At 63.9% G+C, this 16,741-nt stretch carries 19 protein-coding genes and 1 riboswitch; of the genes, 3 read left to right on the top strand and 16 right to left on the bottom strand.

From position 1 onward, the window contains the following. Positions 1-14: 14 nt before the first annotated feature. From WBH99_RS11365 to thiC, 13 genes are all read right to left on the bottom strand, one after another. Complete coding sequence (locus WBH99_RS11365; RefSeq protein WP_424220207.1) at positions 15-461, bottom strand: c-type cytochrome; 447 nt, start codon at positions 459-461, stop codon at positions 15-17. An 87-nt stretch (positions 462-548) separates the two neighbouring features. Beyond that, positions 549-872 (bottom strand): Grx4 family monothiol glutaredoxin, encoded by a 324-nt coding sequence (gene grxD / locus WBH99_RS11360; protein ID WP_424220206.1) that lies wholly within the window; start codon positions 870-872, stop codon positions 549-551. Positions 873-916: 44 nt separating this feature from the next. Beyond that, positions 917-1,741 (bottom strand): peptide chain release factor N(5)-glutamine methyltransferase, encoded by an 825-nt coding sequence (gene prmC / locus WBH99_RS11355; protein WP_424220205.1) that lies wholly within the window; start codon positions 1,739-1,741, stop codon positions 917-919. Then, complete coding sequence (gene prfA / locus WBH99_RS11350) at positions 1,738-2,820, bottom strand: peptide chain release factor 1 (RefSeq protein WP_424220204.1); 1,083 nt, start codon at positions 2,818-2,820, stop codon at positions 1,738-1,740. Before prfA ends, prmC begins: the two co-directional genes overlap by 4 nt. 90 nt (positions 2,821-2,910) lie before the next feature. Then, positions 2,911-4,281 carry a CorA family divalent cation transporter gene (locus WBH99_RS11345; protein ID WP_424220203.1) on the bottom strand — a complete coding sequence of 457 codons (1,371 nt, stop codon included), beginning with the start codon at positions 4,279-4,281 and terminating at the stop codon, positions 2,911-2,913. Between the two features lie 68 nt (positions 4,282-4,349). After that, positions 4,350-5,069, bottom strand: a complete 720-nt coding sequence (gene mtgA / locus WBH99_RS11340) for a monofunctional biosynthetic peptidoglycan transglycosylase (RefSeq protein WP_424220202.1) — start codon at positions 5,067-5,069, stop codon at positions 4,350-4,352. A 24-nt stretch (positions 5,070-5,093) separates the two neighbouring features. After that, positions 5,094-5,948 carry a shikimate dehydrogenase gene (aroE, locus tag WBH99_RS11335; RefSeq protein WP_424220201.1) on the bottom strand — a complete coding sequence of 285 codons (855 nt, stop codon included), beginning with the start codon at positions 5,946-5,948 and terminating at the stop codon, positions 5,094-5,096. A gap of 61 nt (positions 5,949-6,009) precedes the next feature. Continuing rightward, positions 6,010-6,897 (bottom strand): energy transducer TonB, encoded by an 888-nt coding sequence (locus tag WBH99_RS11330; RefSeq protein ID WP_424220200.1) that lies wholly within the window; start codon positions 6,895-6,897, stop codon positions 6,010-6,012. Positions 6,898-6,900: 3 nt separating this feature from the next. Then, positions 6,901-8,826 carry a ribonuclease catalytic domain-containing protein gene (locus tag WBH99_RS11325; RefSeq protein ID WP_424220199.1) on the bottom strand — a complete coding sequence of 642 codons (1,926 nt, stop codon included), beginning with the start codon at positions 8,824-8,826 and terminating at the stop codon, positions 6,901-6,903. A 7-nt stretch (positions 8,827-8,833) separates the two neighbouring features. Then, on the bottom strand, positions 8,834-9,403 hold the full coding sequence (locus tag WBH99_RS11320; protein ID WP_424220198.1) for a YqiA/YcfP family alpha/beta fold hydrolase: 570 nt from the start codon (positions 9,401-9,403) through the stop codon (positions 8,834-8,836). Between the two features lie 4 nt (positions 9,404-9,407). Then, positions 9,408-10,229 carry an undecaprenyl-diphosphate phosphatase gene (locus WBH99_RS11315; protein ID WP_424220197.1) on the bottom strand — a complete coding sequence of 274 codons (822 nt, stop codon included), beginning with the start codon at positions 10,227-10,229 and terminating at the stop codon, positions 9,408-9,410. Between the two features lie 43 nt (positions 10,230-10,272). Continuing rightward, positions 10,273-10,533 (bottom strand): YkgJ family cysteine cluster protein, encoded by a 261-nt coding sequence (locus WBH99_RS11310; RefSeq protein ID WP_424220196.1) that lies wholly within the window; start codon positions 10,531-10,533, stop codon positions 10,273-10,275. A 4-nt stretch (positions 10,534-10,537) separates the two neighbouring features. Continuing rightward, a complete protein-coding gene (gene thiC, locus WBH99_RS11305) occupies positions 10,538-12,478 on the bottom strand; it encodes a phosphomethylpyrimidine synthase ThiC (protein ID WP_424220195.1) in 1,941 nt (646 codons plus the stop codon). A gap of 63 nt (positions 12,479-12,541) precedes the next feature. Then, positions 12,542-12,640: riboswitch (TPP riboswitch) on the bottom strand. Between the two features lie 110 nt (positions 12,641-12,750). On the opposite strand from thiC, the gene WBH99_RS11300 reads away from it, so the two are divergent. Both WBH99_RS11300 and WBH99_RS11295 read left to right on the top strand, forming a co-directional pair. Beyond that, complete coding sequence (locus tag WBH99_RS11300; protein WP_424220194.1) at positions 12,751-14,082, top strand: carbonic anhydrase; 1,332 nt, start codon at positions 12,751-12,753, stop codon at positions 14,080-14,082. Positions 14,083-14,517: 435 nt separating this feature from the next. Further along, positions 14,518-15,096, top strand: coding sequence for an NYN domain-containing protein (locus WBH99_RS11295; RefSeq protein WP_424220193.1), 579 nt, complete (start codon positions 14,518-14,520; stop codon positions 15,094-15,096). Positions 15,097-15,228: 132 nt separating this feature from the next. Here WBH99_RS11295 and WBH99_RS11290 read toward each other — a convergent pair whose 3' ends face one another. From WBH99_RS11290 to WBH99_RS11280, 3 genes are all read right to left on the bottom strand, one after another. Then, the gene (locus tag WBH99_RS11290) at positions 15,229-15,555 is read right to left on the bottom strand and encodes an XRE family transcriptional regulator (protein ID WP_424220192.1); all 327 of its coding nucleotides are present in this window, start codon (positions 15,553-15,555) and stop codon (positions 15,229-15,231) included. Continuing rightward, positions 15,548-15,913, bottom strand: coding sequence for a type II toxin-antitoxin system RelE/ParE family toxin (locus tag WBH99_RS11285; RefSeq protein ID WP_424220191.1), 366 nt, complete (start codon positions 15,911-15,913; stop codon positions 15,548-15,550). Before WBH99_RS11285 ends, WBH99_RS11290 begins: the two co-directional genes overlap by 8 nt. Positions 15,914-16,041: 128 nt before the next feature. Then, positions 16,042-16,251, bottom strand: a complete 210-nt coding sequence (locus WBH99_RS11280; RefSeq protein WP_424220190.1) for an integrase core domain-containing protein — start codon at positions 16,249-16,251, stop codon at positions 16,042-16,044. On the opposite strand from WBH99_RS11280, the gene WBH99_RS11275 reads away from it, so the two are divergent. After that, positions 16,238-16,486, top strand: coding sequence for a hypothetical protein (locus WBH99_RS11275; protein ID WP_424220189.1), 249 nt, complete (start codon positions 16,238-16,240; stop codon positions 16,484-16,486). The two genes, WBH99_RS11280 and WBH99_RS11275, sit on opposite strands and share 14 nt — an antisense overlap. The last annotated feature ends 255 nt before the right edge of the window (positions 16,487-16,741 follow it).

Below are 16,741 nucleotides of genomic sequence, written 5' to 3'. Positions count from 1 at the left end.
TTTTTTCTTGGGGCTTACTTCTTGAACCGCTTGTGGCAGCTGCGGCAGCTGTCCTGCACGGCCTGATAGGCCGGCCCCACCCTGGCTTCTTCGCGGCTTTCGGCGGCGGCCCGCAACTGGCTCACCGCCGCGAGGAAGGTTTCCTGGTCGGCAGCGAAGCGCTCCGGCTCCTGCCAGACTTTTGCCGTGGCCCTGGTGGGAGGATAGTGGGTGTCGGGGCCGAAATGGGACCAGGGGGCCGCCTTGATCCGGTCCAGTTCCCGGGCCAGCTTCAGGAAGGTGTCGGGTGTGTAACGCTTTTCCCGCAGTTGAACTCCCATGGGCTCGAAGCTACGCAGGATGGCCTTGAAATCCTGCTGGCGGGTGGCCACGGGCTTGCCGGGGCGGGTATCTTCCACTTCACCGCAGGCGGCAAGGAGCAAGGGGACAAGCAACAACAAGGGAGCGGTCTTGCGGAGCATGGACAGGCCAGTGAAAAGACGGGAGGCGCCATGATAAAGGATTCCGGCAAAGCCGGGATGCCCCGGCTTTGCCGACGTTGTCACCACTCAGGCGGCAATGCCTTCCAGCAGCTTCTGCAGTTCGCCCTCCTGGTACATCTCGCGCATGATGTCGCAGCCGCCGATGAATTCGCCCTTGATGTAGAGCTGGGGAATGGTGGGCCAGTTGGCGTATTCCTTGATGGCGAGACGGATCTCGTCATCTTGCAGGATGTTCACGGCGACAAAGTCCTTGACGCCGCAGCGCTTCAGGATGTCGGCGGCAGTGGCGGAAAAGCCGCACTGGGGAAACTGGGGGGTGCCCTTCATGTAGAGCACCACCGGGTTCTGGGTCACCAGATCGTGGACTTCCTTTTGTACATCGCGGGACATTGATTTCTCCGGGTGATTGGGGGGTGTGATTGGGGGATTGTGAATCAGGCGAGCCACTGGCCGGCGCTGATCCGGTCGTGTCCGGCCAGGTCCTGCCAGGTTTGCACGGCTTTGAACCCGGCCGCGGTCAACAAGTTCCGGGAATCTTCGCCCTGGTCCCAACCATGCTCGAACAGCAGCCAGCCGCCGGGTTCCAGATGGCTCGGGGCGTCCGCCACGATGCGACGGATGCAGGCCAGGCCGTCGGCCTCGTCGGTGAGGGCCAGGCGCGGCTCGAAGCGCAGGCCGTCACCGGCCAGGTGAGCGTCTTCGGCGTGGATGTAGGGCGGGTTGGAGACGATCAGATGAAAGCGTGCCTCACCCAGGGCGGCAAACCAGTCGCTTTCGTGCCAGCACACCCGGGCCCCATTGGCCTCGCCATTGGCACGGGCCACGGCCAGGGCGGCGGGGGAGACATCGACGGCGCTGACCTGGGCGACCGGGCACTCCAGGGCCAGGCAGATGGAAATGGCGCCGCTGCCGGTCCCCAGATCCAGCACCCGGGGTTTGTCTTGCGCAAGTTCCGCCAGCTTGGCCAGGGCCAGGTCCACCAGCGCCTCGGTTTCGGGGCGGGGCACCAGCACGGCCGGGGAAACCTGAAAGCGGCGGCCGCGAAAGCCTGCCTCCCCGAGCAGATAGGCGAGCGGCTCCCCGGCGGCGCGGCGCGCCACCAGGCTTTCCAGGCCTTCCTCCTGGGCCGGCGTCAGCAAGGTTTCCGGGCGGGTGATGAGGTCGGTGCGGGACAGGCCGGTGACCTGCTGCAGCAGCAGGCGGGCATCGATCGTGTCGATGCGCCGCCGCGCGGCCTGGAGCCAGTGATCCAGCCTCATGCGTCGCCGGAGAGGGCGGCCAGTTGTTCCATCTGGTACTCGGCGGTGAGGGCGGCGATGAGCTCGTCCAGGTCCCCGTCCAGGATGGCGGCGAGCTTGTAGAGGGTCAGGTTGATGCGGTGGTCGGTGACCCGGCCCTGGGGAAAGTTGTAGGTGCGGATGCGCTCGGAGCGGTCGCCGCTGCCCACCAGGCTCTTGCGCGTCGCGGCTTCCCTGGCCTGCTGTTCGCGCACCTGCACGTCCTTGATGCGCGCCGCCAGCACCTTCAGGGCCGAGGCTTTGTTGGCGTGCTGGGAGCGGCCATCCTGGCATTCGGCGACGATGCCGGTGGGCAGATGCGTGACCCGCACCGCCGAGTCGGTCTTGTTGATGTGCTGGCCGCCGGCGCCGGAGGCCCGGAAGGTGTCGATGCGCAGCTCGGCGGGGTTGAGCTGCACATCCTCCACCTCGTCCGCCTCGGGCAGCACCGCCACCGTGCAGGCCGAGGTGTGGATGCGGCCCTGGGTCTCGGTTTCCGGCACGCGCTGTACCCGGTGCGCCCCGGATTCGAACTTGAGCCGCGAATAGGCGCCGTTGCCCAGCACCCGGCAGATCACTTCCTTGTAGCCGCCCAGTTCCGATTCGCTCGCCGACAGCACCTCCACCTGCCAGCCCTGGCGCTCGGCATAGCGGCTGTACATGCGCAACAGCTCGCCGGCGAACAGGGCCGATTCGTCGCCGCCGGTGCCGGCGCGGATTTCCAGCAGGATGTTGCGCTCGTCATTGGGGTCCCTGGGCAGCAGCAGTTTTTGCAGTTCCAGTTCCAGGTCCGGGATGCGGGCCTGGGCGGCGGCCATTTCCTCTTCCGCCAGCTCGCGCAGATCCGGGTCGGCCAGCATCTCCCCGGCCTGCTCCCGATCGGTTTCCGCCTGCCGGTAGGTGGCATAGAGCTGCACGACCGGCTCGATCTCGGCCCGCTCCCGGGAAATCTTGCGAAACAGGTCCATGTCCCGGGCCGCATCCTCGCTGGAGAGCAGGGCATCCACCTCGTCGAGGCGGAAGGCGAGTTGTTCGAGTTTCTGGCGGATGCTGGGTTTCATGGGGGCGAAGGGAAAATTCAGGGAGAAAAGTGTACTCCCCCGGCGGCCGGCAGGCGGCGCCGGGGGAGGCCAGGGGCAAGGTCCGGGAGATCAGGCCCGGTTCTGGGCCCTGGCGTTGGCGGCGGCGAGTTTGCTGCGCGCTTCGCGCCGTTCACCCTGGCACAGGGCCAGATAAGTCAGCCAGCCGACGATGCCCATGCCGATGGTGAGGGCCCCGTAGGCGATCGGCCAGGGCACGCCGGACGTCATCATCGAGAATTCGGACATGCCGCCGATGCCGGCGACGATGTTGATGGGCATGAAGACGATACTGAGTTTGGTCAGTTTCGACACGCGCTGATTCTGGTTGATGTTGATGAAACCGACCACCGCATCCATCAGGAAGTTGATCTTGCCGAACAAGAACGAGGTGTGGCCGTCCAGGGATTCGATGTCGCGCATGATCTGGCGGGCATCTTCCTGCTGGGCCGGGGAAAGGAACTTGCCGCGCATCAGGAAGGAAACGGCGCGCCGGGTATCGAGCACATTGCGGCGGATGCGCCCGTTGATGTCTTCCTGTTTGGCGATGTCGGCCAGGATCAGCCCGGCCTCTTCGTCGGTCGGGTGGGTACTGAGCACATGCTTGGTGACCGCTTCCAGGGAGGCATAAATGTCTTCCAGGGCATCGGCGGAATATTCGGCATCGGCGGCGTACAGGTCGAGCAGCACGTCCTTGGCATCGGCGACATAGCCCGAGTGGGTGCGGGCCCGGTGGCGCTGGAGACGGAAGACCGGGAGTTCCTCGGAGCGCACCGAAAACAGGATGTCGTTTTTGAGGATGAAGGCCACCGCCACATTGCGCGACTCGCCCGCCATGTCGAGCAGAAAGTCCGAGTGCAGGTGCAGTTCATCGTCGTCTTCGATGTAGAAGCGCGCACTGGCTTCCAGGTCGGTCAGGTTGGCCGGGTCGGGGAGTTCGATGCCGAACTGCTTGCCCACCCATTCCCGCACCCGGGGGGTCGGCGCCACCAGGTCCACCCAGATCGGCTTGATATTGGCGAAATCGGAGGGGCGCTGCACCACGACCTGGCGCAGGCGACCGTTGTGCAGGTCGAAGGCATTGACCATGACCCGCTTGCTGGGCCGATGCCCGTCATCCACCAGCGCCTCGCGGATTTCGTCGGAGAGCAGTTCCAGAATGTCGTCCTGGTGTTCTTCCTCGACTTCCTTCCAGGCTACCAGCCGCTCTTCTTCGGAAAGGGCGCTGAGAATCAGCGCGACGGTCACGAGGGGCAGGCGGGCGAACAGCTGTTTCAGTTCGGAAATGTGCTGCTTTTGCACCATGCCTTCAATCAGCTCATGGCGGGGCATTTCCTGGCGCCGCACCATTTCGCCGACCAGCCGGTGCTTGGCCAGCAAGGTCTGCACTTGCGCCAGATAATCTTTCACTTCATCTACTTCCGAGAGATTGTCGTCGATCATGGCGGGCTCATGGTGCAGTGCAAAAAGGTAGCGGATTCTAGCATCAGCTGATTTTTTTCAGGGCCGTTTCAGGGCATTTCCGCCCCGCCCATGCGGGCCAGGATGATGGCGGTTTTTCTGGCCAGGCCCGGAGCGTTGCGGTTGCGGTCGTAAAAGCGGGGATTGGGCACCATCGCCGCGAGCCTGGCGGCCTGAAAGGCATTCAACTGGGCGGCGCTGATGCCATGGTAGTGGCGCGCCGCGGCCTCGGCGCCGAACACGCCGTCGCCCCACTCGATCACGTTGAGATAGACCTCGAAGATCCGCTGCTTGTCCCACAGCGTCTCGATCATCAGGGTGATCAGGGCTTCCTCGCCCTTTCGCAGCATGGACCTGGTCGGGCTGAGGAACAGGTTCTTGGCCAGTTGCTGGGAGATGGTCGAGCCGCCGGCCACGAAGCGGCCCCTTTTCTGGTTCTTTTCCAGGGCTTTCTGGATGCCTTCCCAGTCGAAGCCTTCATGATCGACGAAGTGGGCGTCCTCGGCGGCGATGATGGCCCGCTTCAAGTGGGGAGAGATGCGCGCATAGGGCACCCACTGGTATTTGAGCCGGGCATCCGGCTGTTTCTGCCGCAGTTCCGCAAGGCGCAGGCTCATGAAGTGGGTTTCCTGCGGCGGCACCCACTTCCACCACAGCACCCAGCCCAGAAACCAGAGCTGCGTCAGGAGGAAGAGCCCGATCAGGATCAGCAGCCCCCATTTGAGGGCCGCAAGGGGGTGAGTAAAGGGACGGGGCATGGGACGGGGCATGGGACGCGGCAAGGTTGAACCGCCTCAGGGCTGCGCGGCGGGCGATGGCCCGGCCCGCAATTCGGACCGCAATTGGGCAAGCAGGGGCGCGGTTGCCGGGCGGATGCCGCGCCAGATCGAAAAGGCTTCCGCCGCCTGCTCGACCAGCATCCCCAGGCCGTCGGCGCACCGGGCGGCGCCGCCTTGCCGGGCCTGGGCGAGGAAAGGCGTCTCGCCCTTGCCATACATCATGTCGTAGGCCAGGGCGCCGGGGGCAAACAACCCTGCGGGCAGAGGCAGGGCTTCCCCCCCCAGGCTGGCGGAAGTGGCATTGATGACGAGATCGAAGCTCCGGCCGGCGAGCGCCTCGAAGCCGCTCCCCAGGAGCGGCAGCGGCGCCTCCTGGGCGAATTCGGCCGCCAGGGCCTCGGCCTTGGCCGGGCTGCGGTTGGCAAGGTGAAGGCAGGCGGGCCGGCCTTCGAGCAGGGGCAGGAGGACGCCCCGGGCGGCGCCGCCGGCGCCCAAGAGCAGGATGCGGCGCCCGGCCAGGGGATAAGCGAGGTTCGCTTCGATGTCCCGCACCAGCCCGGCCCCGTCGGTGTTGTCGCCGGCGATGCCGCCCCGGTCCAGGCCCAGGGTATTCACCGCCTTCGCCCGCCGCGCCCGGGGGCTCAAGGTGTCGCAAAGGCGAAAGGCGGTCTCCTTGAAGGGCAGGGTGACATTGGCGCCTTGCCCGCCTTCCGCGATGAACTGGCCGAGGGCGGCGGCAAAGCCATCCAGCGGCGCAAGCCTTGCCTCGTAGCGAAGATCCGCGCCGGTCTGCTCGGCAAAGGCGCGGTGGATACGGGGGCTCAGCGAGTGCGCGATGGGGTTGCCAAAAACGGCGTAGAGGGAAGTCATGGGGCGTCGTGCGGGGTGAGCGGAACCTGCGATTTTACTCTCGCCACCTGGCCCTGGCGGCTTACTTTGTTTCGAGGCTGTCGCTGCGGGTGAAGGTCCAGGCCCGGCTGATCGCGAGTTGATCGGTATCCTGGCTGATGGCGGGGGGAAAGGGAGCGTAGGGGCTGGCCATCTGGACGATGCGCCGGGCGGCATCATCCAGAAGTTTGTGCCCGGAGGACTTGTCGATGCTGATGAACAGCACTTCCCCGTTCTTGTCGAGGGTGACCGTCAGGATCAGGGTGCCATAGAGCTTGCCCCGGGCCGCTTCCGGATAATTGAGGGTGCCGACCCGCTCGACCTTCTGGCGCCAGTCTTCAATGTACTGGGCGAAACGGTATTCGCTGGTACGGGCGCCGATGAACTTCTTGCGCGGCCGCTTGTTGTATTCCTCGGTGTTCTTGTTGATCTCGCCTTCCATGCGCGCCATGGCCCGGGCCGCTTCGGCCAGGTCGAAACCCGTGCTGGGCGCCGGCTTGGGCAGTGGCTCGTCCGCTTTTTCCTGCGGCTGGGTCCTGGCCTGGCTGGCCTTGGCCAGCAGTTCCCGCTGCCGGTTTTCCAGTTCCTGGACGCGGCGCTGCATCTGTTCGAGCTGCTCGCCGGAGCGGGTTTTCCGGGTCGGCGGCAGGGGCGTGGCGGCGCGCCGGTCCGCATCGGTATTGCCGCCCCCATCCAGATTCGCCTGGGCCAGGGCCTGGGCGGTGCTGGGCTTGCTGGCGCTGCGGCTGTTGACCAGGATCACGTCCAGGGTCTTGTCCTGCCGCTTCTGCGAGGCCCCGGGGAAGGTGAAGTACAGGGAAAGCAGCAGGCCGTGCAGCAAGAAGGAGACGGCCAGGGCAAGGCTCAAGGGGGAGCTCAGAGGGGAGCCCAGGGGGAAGAGTTGGGCGAGGAAGGCGGGCCGTTTCGACATGGGTCAGTCCTGAGCCTCTGCCGTTGCCTCCCCCTCCTCCGCCTCCGCCGGTTCGGGCACGGCTTCCCGTTCCGGGAGCACTTCGAGCAGATGGCAGCGCACTTCCAGGCCCAGCGGGTCGATGTCGTCGATCTGCAGGGTCAGGCGGCGCCCGGGGGCCAGCTCCGGCAGGCCCTGGACCCGGGTCATCAGCGGCAGATGGTCGAATTTCACCAGTTCGTCCCGGCGCACCGTGGCCCCGCTCTGCTGCAGTTTTTCCTGCACCAGCCAGCGCAGGCACCAGTAGCGTTCCATATTGCGCTGGAATTCGGCATAGGCAGCATAGGTCAGTTCGAAGTCGCGCATGGCGGCAAACAGCTCCGCCGAGCGCTGCGCGAAGGGCGGCGTCTGGCCGGTGAGGCAGGCGGCCAGCTGCCACTGGTTCACCAGGTCGCAATAGCGGCGCAAGGGGGAGGTCATCCAGGCATACTGGGGCACGCCCAGGCCCTCGTGCGGCTGGGGCTGGGTGCTCAGGCGCGCCTTGCCGCCGCTCTGGGCCCGATACAGGCAGGCGATGCCCCGTTCCGCCAAGAGGCCGCCCCAGGTCGAATTGGCGACGATCATCAGTTCCGCCACCAGCTTGTCGAGCGGACTGCCGCGCTTCCTTTCGCTGATCTCGACCCGGCAGTTGTCCGGATCGGCCAGGTCGCCCGTGATGCTGAAGTTGTAGTCGTTGAAGCCCTGGGCGGCGGAAGGCTTGCCGCGCCGGCTCTCGCAGGCATTGGCAAAGCGCCAGAGCAGCAGCAGTTCGTCCTTGAAGGGCTCGTCCGGCAAGGGGCCAGCGACGGTCCCGGCATTGAACCAGGGCTCGACTTCGTGGTGGCGCAGGTTGGCGGCGATGTGCACCTGCTCGGCGCGGGATTCGTGCGCCAGGATTTCCAGGTTGTCGTCCACCGTCAGGTACAGGGACAGCGCCGGGCAGTCCCGCCCGCCTTCGAGGGTGTAGGCGCGCACCACGGCATCGGGCAGCATGGTGATCTTGTCGCCGGGCATGTAGACCGTGGAGAGCCTCGCCCGGGCGATGGCATCGAGGGGACTACCCTGGGCAATCGCCAGGCCCGGAGCGGCGATGTGGATGCCGATGCGCCAGCCCACGCCCGGCAGGCGGGTGACGGACAGGGCATCATCCACCTCGGTGGTGGCCGCATCGTCGATGGAAAAGGCGCGCACCCCGGCCTGGGGCAGGTCATCCGGCCAGGGCGGCGTTTCCACGGCGGGAAAGCCGGTGCCCTTGGGAAACTGCTCGAGCAAGAAGCGGCGCAGATGCACCTCATAAGGCGATTTCAGGGCGCCGGTCTTGAGCAGGAGTTGTGCTGCGCTGCAGCCCAGTTCGGCGCAGGCGGTCTCGAAAGCCTTGACCTCGGGCCGGTTGCGATCCGGCTTTTCCAGCAGGGCATCCGTGTAGGGCGCGATTTCGGCGGGCAGTTGCCCGGCCTTGAGCGCCTCGACCCAGGCTTCGATCGCGAGCGCCTGCTGGCGTTTTTTTTCGAGACCGGCGAGGGCCGCCTGGAGCATGTCGGCCGGCGCTTTCTTGAAGCGCCCCTTACCCTTGCGATGAAAGTAGATCGGCGCGGCATAAAGGGCGAGGAGGAGCGACACCGCTTCCGGCGCCGTGGGTTCGTGGCCGAAATAGTCGCGCGCCAGGTCGAGAAAGGAAAATTCCGTATCGCCGGCCACTTCCCAGAGAAATTCCGCCTCCATCTCGGTGGCGAGCGCCCCGGCCTGCTCCAGGATCTGGGCCGGGGCCGGGCTGGCAAAACGCAGCAGCACCTGGGCCGCCTTGATCTTGCTGCGCTTACCGGAGGGCATTTCCACCTGCAAGGAGGTGTCGCCATCCGCAAAAATGCTGCCGGCCCTGAAACCGCCGTCTTCTTCAAATAGTACGTTCATCGCCGGATTATAAACCGGCGAATTCAAGGATTTGCGGAATGAAGCGAGGAAATTGGGTGAAGCTGTGGTCGCCGCCAGCGAGGATCACCTGCTTGCAACCGGCATACCGGTTGGCGGCCAGGCGGTAATCCAGCACCCTGTCGCCGGTTTCCAGCAACAGCAGGTAGCGGGCCGGATCCGGCCTGGGAATGTCGAGCGCCAGCAACTGCCCGGCATGGGCCGGGGTGAATTCGAAGACGCTGTCGTCGTGCAAGCTGGCCTGGGGCCCCATGAACGAGCTCAGGTCCAGTTCGCTCACCACCGCCGGATTGATCAGCACCGCCTCGAGATCGTATTTTTCCGCCAGCCAGGTCGCGTACCAGCCGCCCAGGGAGCTGCCGACCAGGGTGATCGGGCCGTCGCTCTGGCAGATCAGGGATTCCAGCAGGATCATGGCCTGGGCCGGAGCCGGAGGCAGGGCCGGGGCCAGCAGACGCTCAGCCCGACCCCGCTCAGCCATGGCCTGCCGCAAGGCCTGGACTTTCCAGGACAGCGGCGAGGAACGGAAGCCGTGCAGGTAGAGGATCAAACCGTCCATTGGATCAAACCGTCCATTGCACGGCTCCTGTCCAGGCGCTGATCAGCACCAGCACGCCAAAGACGATCCGGTACCAGGCAAAGCCGACGAAGGTGTGGCTGGAAACGAAGCGCAGCAAGGCTTTGACGGTGAGCATGGCCGCCACGAAAGCGGCCACGAAGCCCACCGCGAAGACCGGCAGATCGGCCAGGTGCAACAGCTTCCAGTTCCTGGCGACATCGTAAAACGTGGCGGCGAACATGGTGGGAATGGCGAGAAAGAAGGAAAACTCGGTGGCGGCCTGGCGCGACAGGCCGAACACCATGCCCCCCATGATGGTGGCGCCGGAGCGGGAAACACCGGGGAACATGGCGACCGACTGGGCCAGCCCGACCTTGAGGGCATCCTGCCAGCGCATCGCGTCGACTGCCTCGATGCGGGGGAAGGCGGCGCGCTTTTCGATGTAGAGAATCAGCAGGCCGCCGCCGATCAGGGCCATGGCCACCGTGAGGGGGTTGAACAGGTAGGTCTTGATGGCGCCGTGAAACAGCACGCCCAATACCGCGGCGGGCAGAAAACCGACGATCAGCAAGGTGGCGAAGTGCTGTTGCCCCGGATCACGGCAAAGGCCGCCCAGCACCTTGCCGATCCGCGCCCGGAAATCCCAGCAGACCGCCAGGATCGCTCCGAGCTGGATGACGATCTTGAACACCTTGCTTTGCTCATCCGTGTAATCGAGCAGGCTGCCGACGATGATCAGGTGGCCGGTGGAAGAAACCGGCAGGAATTCCGTCAATCCTTCGACGATGCCGAGGATCAGGGCTTTGAGGAGAAGGATGAAGTCCATGAGGCAGGCACGCGAAGCCGGCAGAAAAGGGCGGGGGGCGATTCTAACATGATGGCCGGGTCGCCCTTTCCAGATCGGCCAGCCAGACCATGGCCTGTTCCCGGCTGTCGCCGCACATCTCCCGGGAGGGCTGCAGGCCGGAACAGCAGGCGGGGCGGTCGGGGTGATGAAAGCGCAAGCAGCGCAGGTCCGGAGCCAGATGCAGGCAGGCCACCCCCGCAGGTTTGTTGAGGGAGGATATGGAAGGCGCGATGCAACAGGCCGCGCAATGGGGGCGACAGGCCTGTTCCGGTTGCGGGTTCATGGGCTCACACCTTGCGATAAATCTCCGCCCCTGTTTTTACGAATTCCACCGCCTTTTCCGCCATCCCCTTTTCCAGGGCCTCGGCTTCGGCGATGCCTTGCTGCGCCGCAAACTCGCGCACGTCCTGGGTGATCTTCATCGAGCAGAAGTGCGGGCCGCACATCGAGCAGAAGTGCGCCACCTTGGCCGATTCCTTGGGCAGGGTCTCGTCGTGGAATTCGCGCGCCTTGTCCGGGTCGAGGCCGAGGTTGAACTGGTCGTCCCAGCGAAACTCGTAGCGCGCCTTGGAAAGCGCATTGTCGCGGATCTGTGCGCCGGGGTGGCCCTTGGCCAGGTCGGCGGCGTGGGCGGCGAGCTTATAAGTGATGATGCCTTCCTTGACATCGTTCTTGTCCGGCAGGCCCAGATGCTCCTTGGGCGTCACGTAGCAGAGCATGGCGGTGCCGTACCAGCCGATCAGGGCGGCGCCGATGCCGCTCGTGATGTGATCGTAGCCCGGCGCGATGTCGGTGGTGAGCGGCCCGAGCGTGTAGAACGGGGCTTCCTTGCAGTATTCGAGCTGCAGGTCCATGTTCTCCTTGATGAGATGCATGGGGACGTGGCCCGGCCCTTCGATGATGGTCTGGACGTCGTGCTTCCAGGCGATTTCGGTGAGTTCGCCGAGCGTCTTCAGTTCGCCCAGTTGGGCTTCGTCGTTGGCATCGTAGATCGAACCCGGACGCAGGCCGTCGCCAAGGCTGAAGGCCACGTCATAAGCCTTCATGATCTCGCAGATGTCCTCGAAGTGGGTGTAGAGAAAGCTTTCCTCGTGATGCGCGAGGCACCACTTGGCCATGATCGAGCCGCCGCGGGAAACGATGCCGGTCATGCGGTTCGCGGTCATGGGGATGTAGCGCAGCAGCACCCCGGCGTGGATGGTGAAGTAATCGACGCCCTGCTCGGCCTGTTCGATCAGGGTGTCACGAAAGATGTCCCAGGTCAGTTCCTCGGCCTTGCCATTCACCTTTTCCAGGGCCTGATAGATCGGCACCGTGCCGATCGGCACCGGACTATTGCGGATGATCCATTCCCGCGTCTCGTGGATGTTCTTGCCGGTCGAGAGATCCATCACCGTGTCGCCGCCCCAGCGGATCGCCCAGGTCATCTTGTCCACTTCCTCGGCGATGGAAGAGCCAAGCGCCGAGTTGCCGATGTTGGCATTGATCTTGACGAGAAAGTTGCGGCCGATGATCATCGGCTCGGACTCCGGGTGATTGATGTTGCAGGGGATGATCGCCCGGCCCCGCGCCACCTCGCTGCGCACGAATTCCGGCGTGATCTCGGCCGGAATGCGGGCGCCGAAATCCTGGCCCTTATGCTGGCGGCTCAATAGCTTGACCATCTTCTCGCCCAGTTGCGTGCCAAGCGGGCCGCTGTTGCGCAGGTTTTCCAGATACTGCTGGCGGTTCAGGTTTTCCCGGATCGCCACGAACTCCATCTCCGGGGTGATGATGCCCTGGCGGGCGTAGTGCATCTGCGTGACGTTGGCGCCGGCCTTGGCGCGCCGGGGCTTGCGGCTTAAGCCGGGAAAGCGCAGTTCGTCGAGATCAGGGTCGGCGGCGGCTTTTTCCAGGCGCGCGCGGCCGAAGGCGCTCGAAAGCTCGGCGAGCACCTCGGTGTCGCCCCGCGCCTCGATCCAGCCCTGGCGCAAAGGCGGCAGGCCAAAGCGGATGTCGATCCGGGCATCCGGGTCGGTATAGGGGCCGGAGCAGTCATAGACATAGATCGGCGGATTCTTTTCGCCGCCAAAGCCGGTCGGGGTATCGTCCTGACGGACTTCGCGCATCGGCACGCGGATGTCCGGCCGGGAACCCTGCACATGAATCTTGCGGGAATTGGGTAGGGGCTGGATGGCGGCGCCGTCGACCTGGGCGGTGGCGGCGGTGAATTGTTCTTTGGCGTTCATGGTGTTCCTTGCGGGAAGGTCGGGCGGCAAGCTGGATGAGACGGGCAAGGAGGGAGGAAGTTCGGTTGAACCGCTTCGTTTCCCTACGCCGGCATGATCCGTACAGGTTCAAAGGGTTTTTCTCAGCGAAAATGGCGGAACTTCGCACCCCTAACGAAGGGGCCGAAGTTACTGGAAAGCAGCGCCAAAGGCAATCATGACAACCTGCCGGGGCATCAGGTATTGTCCGCTGGTGCCGAAAAACCGAGCTTGTCCCTGGAGTTTTGTTCCCGATGAAAACGAATCGTCCCCTGCCTGCCCTCCTTTTCCTCTGTTTCCTCCTGGGGGCGGGCCTGGCCCAGGCTTCCGGCACCTGGCGCCTGATTGCTACCGACAAAGGACGTTCGATCGAGGTGGATACGGCGAGCATCCAGCGCGAAGCGGACGGCAAAGTGCGGGCTACGGCGCGCATGGTGCTCGACAAGGAAATCCTGGACCTGCGCAGTGGCGAACCTTACAAATCGATTCAGACCACCACCCTTTTTGATTGCAAGCGGCGCACCGCTCAGACCCTGAAGCGCAGCTTCATCCGCCAGAATGAAGAAGTGCTGCGCGAAGAAGAGGTGCGCGCCTCGTCCGCCATGCCGGTGCGGAGCGGCACGCTCGATGACCGGACCTTGCGCGAGCTTTGCCGCCCGCCCGGCATCCGGGGTGAGGCCATGCGCCTCGCCGACAAGGCCGGTGCGGCGGCCGCCGCCCTGCATGCCGCCAACGAGGCCATGCTGCAGCGCCAGGCCAACTCCCCTGCCAACTCCCCTGCGCGGGGGGCGGCAGGAAGGAGTGGCCGGGCGCCGGCACCGAAAAAACCGGCCCCATCCCGCCGCACGGGAGCTTCTGCCGCCTCCGCCAAGTCATTGCCGCCCCCTCCCGCCACCTGGGCCTATGAAGGTCCGGGCGGTCCGGAGCACTGGGCCGAGGTGCGCGCGGACTCCATGAGTTGCCGGGAAGGGCGGCGCCAGTCGCCCATCGACATCCGTGACGGCATCGTCGTCGACCTGGAGCCGGTGCACTTTGAATACCAGCCCTCCTTGTTCGTGATTCAGGACAACGGCCATGGCATCGAGGTCCAGGTCGGGGGCAACCGTCTGAGCTTGCTGGGCAAGTATTACGAGCTGCAAAACCTGCATTTTCATCATCCGGCCGAGGAAAAGATCGAGGGACGAGGCTTCGACATGGGCGCGCATCTGGTGCATCGCGCCAATGATGGCGAGCTACTGGTGGTGGCCGTACTGTTTGAACAGGGCGAGGCCCATCCCCTGATCCAGACGCTCTGGAACTATCTGCCGCTGGAAAAACACCTGAAAGTGGCGCCGCCTGACGCGACCATCGACCTGAACCGCCTGCTGCCGGAGCAACGCGGTTATCACACCTACATGGGCTCCCTGACCACCCCTCCCTGCACCGAGGGAGTGATCTGGGTGGTGCTGCAGCAGCCGGTGCAGATCTCGGCGGAACAAGAAGCCATCCTGGCGCGGCTCTATCCCGCCAACGCCCGGCCGCTGCAGCCCGGCCATGGCCGTTTGATCAAATCCTCCCGCCCCCCGCCCCAGCCGTCCGGGAACTGACGGGACAAGCCTGCGCCATGATCCGCAGTCATCCCGACTTCAATATCGGGCGAGTCTAAAACACGCTTGGGCTGGAGCGGCAAGGCCATGTCCAGGGAGGAAGGCAAAGGCATCCTCATCGCCGCACTTGGGGTGCGGGCTCGGTACCATGGCTATGGGCGCGACAGCCATGGGCGAGTGCGTCGTCGTGGTCTGGAGTTTGAGTCGCAATCTTCCGTTCCAGGGTGAAGTAGTCCACAACCGCAAAGTTGGTGTATGATTTTTTCACGACTCACCCTTTGACCGTCTGGTTTGGCCAGATGCTCTTGGGGCGACAGGCCGCCTTCGGGCGGCTTTGTCTTTTCTGGAGATGCATTTTTGCGGACTGTTGTCTACGTCGATGGCTACAACCTGTACTACGGGTTGCTGAGAAAAACCACGCTCAAGTAGCTGGATTTGTTCGCCCTCTTTCGCGACCACGTCCTTGATCCCGAGGCTGATCTGGTCGAAGTCCGCTACTACACGGCGCCGGTGCTGGGCCGGATGTGCGATGACCAGGAGACACCCCAACGCCAACGACGCTACCTGCAGGCACTGCGCAAGATGTACCCGACGCAGATCACCATCATCGAAGGCAAGATCATTGCCACGACGCCATTTCAGCGACTGGTCAAACCGATTGCCGAAGCGCCCGACCTGCAGATGGTGCAGGTGTACGACTTCAATGAAAAGAAAACCGACGTCAACCTCGCGGCGGATTTGATCGCGGGTGCCTGGACTGGTGCCTGCGACCAGGCCGTTGTGTGCAGCAACGACACGGACCTGGAAGCTGCGCTGGCAACGGTGCGGCGGCATCATCCCGAGATTCGTTTGGGGCTGGTTGCACCGATTCCTGGTGATGATCACCGCCGGATCTCGACCGACCTGTCGCGGCATGCCCATTGGTCCAAACCGCTGAGTCCCGTGTATCTGAGAAATGCCCAGTTGCCCGAGCACATTCCTCATTCGGCGTTGCGCAAGCCGGAGTCCTGGTGACCGAAAATATTTGCACGCCGACCCCCAAACCCACATAAGCGGTGGCATGCCACAAGGTCAGCTCTTCCCATACCGCTGATCACTGCGCCCACCCGATTCGTTCCGCTGGGCGTTGTGCTTTCTGGGCCTGGTTCAAGCCGGCGTGGCTTTGCCCAATTCGGAAAAGTTGGAAATCTTCACCACACCGTCGGGAAAGCGCGCCACCACTTCCAGCTCACCGCCCATCGCCTCAATGTGGCTGCGCAGCGTGGAGAGGTACATATCCGTACGTTTTTCGATCTTGGCAATGGAGGGCTGCTGAACGTGCAGCACCTCGGCCAGCATCTTCTGCGACAGCCCACGCGCCTGACGCAGTTCGTTGAGCGGCATTTCTGCCAGCATGGCCTGCGCCTTGGCTTCGGCCCGAGCGCGCGATCCAGGTGACATTTGAGCGCGCAGATCAGCGAATTTTTTAGCCATTGATCAGCCCTTCCTTTCGAAGTTGTTCCAGATGTTCGTCGTAGAGTCGGTCCGCCACCGGCACATTGACGTCGTACCAGCGGTCATCTCCAGTCTTGTCGCCACCGATCAGCAAAATCGCACGGCGGCGAGGGTCAAAGGCATAAAGCGTCCGATAAGGGCGACCCTCGTGTTGCGTCCTGAGCTCACGCATGTGGCTGTGCTTGGAACCGTTGATTCCGCTGCTATGCGGGAAACCCAAATTCGGTCCACGTTCTTCGAGTAGCTGCACTGAGGCTGCCAGCGACTCCTGTTCGGCCTCGGACAGCGTGCTCCAGCAGTCACCGAACTCATCGGTGTATTCGACAACCCAATTCATATGTTCGATATACCTTTGATGGAATACTCCGTCAAGGGAATCTGATGTATCCCACGAGACTCCTCATCACCCGCCCGGTGGTCAGTTAGTGTGTGCCGGCTCGGATTGCCTGGACACGGTTTTGCAACTCAGGCTACCTTTCCAATGGCATGAGCCTGACGGGCTTCGAGGGGTGACATGAAGCCCGGTTTTTCGAGGCGCCAGTGGCGATTGTAACGATCCTTGAACTCAGTGACCGCGGCGCGGACCGCCTCGACATTCTTGAACACGCGGCCGTGGATGGCCTGTTCCTTTAACGTTCGGTTGAAACGCTCAGCGACGCCGTTGATCTGCAGCATCGTCTCCACCGCCCCGTTTGCAGTGCGACTGCCCACGGTTGATGCGGTCAATCAGGAGGCGGTGCTGAACTTTTACCCGCGTACCGGCTTCATCGAGAGCCTCTCGGAAAAGAAAGAACGCCAGAGTCAGAAGGTGCGCGACACCATCCTGATGTTCAAGGATCTCTATCGGTTGTTGCTCCTGTTGTTGCTCCTGTTGTTGCTCCTGTTGTTGCCCCAGTTGTTGCTCCAGTAGCCGCTTCGAAAAAAATCACCTGCCCCCCAAAACCCACATAAGCGGTGGCATGCCACAAGGTCAGCTCTTCCCATACCGCTGATCACTGCGCCCACCCGATTCGTTCCGCTGGGCGTTGTGCTTTCTGGGGGTCAGGTCTGCCAGGGGCGCGCAGCAAACTCTAGCCGCTCATTGTCTCGCCGCCATACCACAGCATCTTGCTGCACGGCCAGCCACCAGGTCTGCATGGCCGGGTCTGGCTCGGGTGAGGCGAAC

Source organism: Azovibrio sp. (genome assembly GCF_049658005.1).
GTDB lineage: Bacteria > Pseudomonadota > Gammaproteobacteria > Burkholderiales > Rhodocyclaceae > Azovibrio.
This window is presented reverse-complemented; position numbering and strand designations above follow the sequence as displayed.

Bases quoted from the DNA above. Each gene is read 5' to 3' on its own strand.
- WBH99_RS11310 (WP_424220196.1), bottom strand. From the start codon at position 10,533: ATGAACCCGCAACCGGAACAGGCCTGTCGCCCCCATTGCGCGGCCTGT.
- thiC (WP_424220195.1), bottom strand. From the start codon at position 12,478: ATGAACGCCAAAGAACAATTCACCGCCGCCACCGCCCAGGTCGACGGC.
- WBH99_RS11280 (WP_424220190.1), bottom strand. From the start codon at position 16,251: ATGCTGCAGATCAACGGCGTCGCTGAGCGTTTCAACCGAACGTTAAAG.
- aroE (WP_424220201.1), bottom strand. From the start codon at position 5,948: ATGACTTCCCTCTACGCCGTTTTTGGCAACCCCATCGCGCACTCGCTG.
- WBH99_RS11365 (WP_424220207.1), bottom strand. From the start codon at position 461: ATGCTCCGCAAGACCGCTCCCTTGTTGTTGCTTGTCCCCTTGCTCCTT.
- WBH99_RS11315 (WP_424220197.1), bottom strand. From the start codon at position 10,229: ATGGACTTCATCCTTCTCCTCAAAGCCCTGATCCTCGGCATCGTCGAA.
- grxD (WP_424220206.1), bottom strand. From the start codon at position 872: ATGTCCCGCGATGTACAAAAGGAAGTCCACGATCTGGTGACCCAGAAC.
- prmC (WP_424220205.1), bottom strand. From the start codon at position 1,741: ATGAGGCTGGATCACTGGCTCCAGGCCGCGCGGCGGCGCATCGACACG.
- WBH99_RS11325 (WP_424220199.1), bottom strand. From the start codon at position 8,826: ATGAACGTACTATTTGAAGAAGACGGCGGTTTCAGGGCCGGCAGCATT.
- mtgA (WP_424220202.1), bottom strand. From the start codon at position 5,069: ATGCCCCGTCCCATGCCCCGTCCCTTTACTCACCCCCTTGCGGCCCTC.
- WBH99_RS11300 (WP_424220194.1), top strand. From the start codon at position 12,751: ATGAAAACGAATCGTCCCCTGCCTGCCCTCCTTTTCCTCTGTTTCCTC.
- WBH99_RS11345 (WP_424220203.1), bottom strand. From the start codon at position 4,281: ATGATCGACGACAATCTCTCGGAAGTAGATGAAGTGAAAGATTATCTG.
- WBH99_RS11320 (WP_424220198.1), bottom strand. From the start codon at position 9,403: ATGGACGGTTTGATCCTCTACCTGCACGGCTTCCGTTCCTCGCCGCTG.
- WBH99_RS11330 (WP_424220200.1), bottom strand. From the start codon at position 6,897: ATGTCGAAACGGCCCGCCTTCCTCGCCCAACTCTTCCCCCTGGGCTCC.
- WBH99_RS11290 (WP_424220192.1), bottom strand. From the start codon at position 15,555: ATGGCTAAAAAATTCGCTGATCTGCGCGCTCAAATGTCACCTGGATCG.
- prfA (WP_424220204.1), bottom strand. From the start codon at position 2,820: ATGAAACCCAGCATCCGCCAGAAACTCGAACAACTCGCCTTCCGCCTC.
- WBH99_RS11285 (WP_424220191.1), bottom strand. From the start codon at position 15,913: ATGAATTGGGTTGTCGAATACACCGATGAGTTCGGTGACTGCTGGAGC.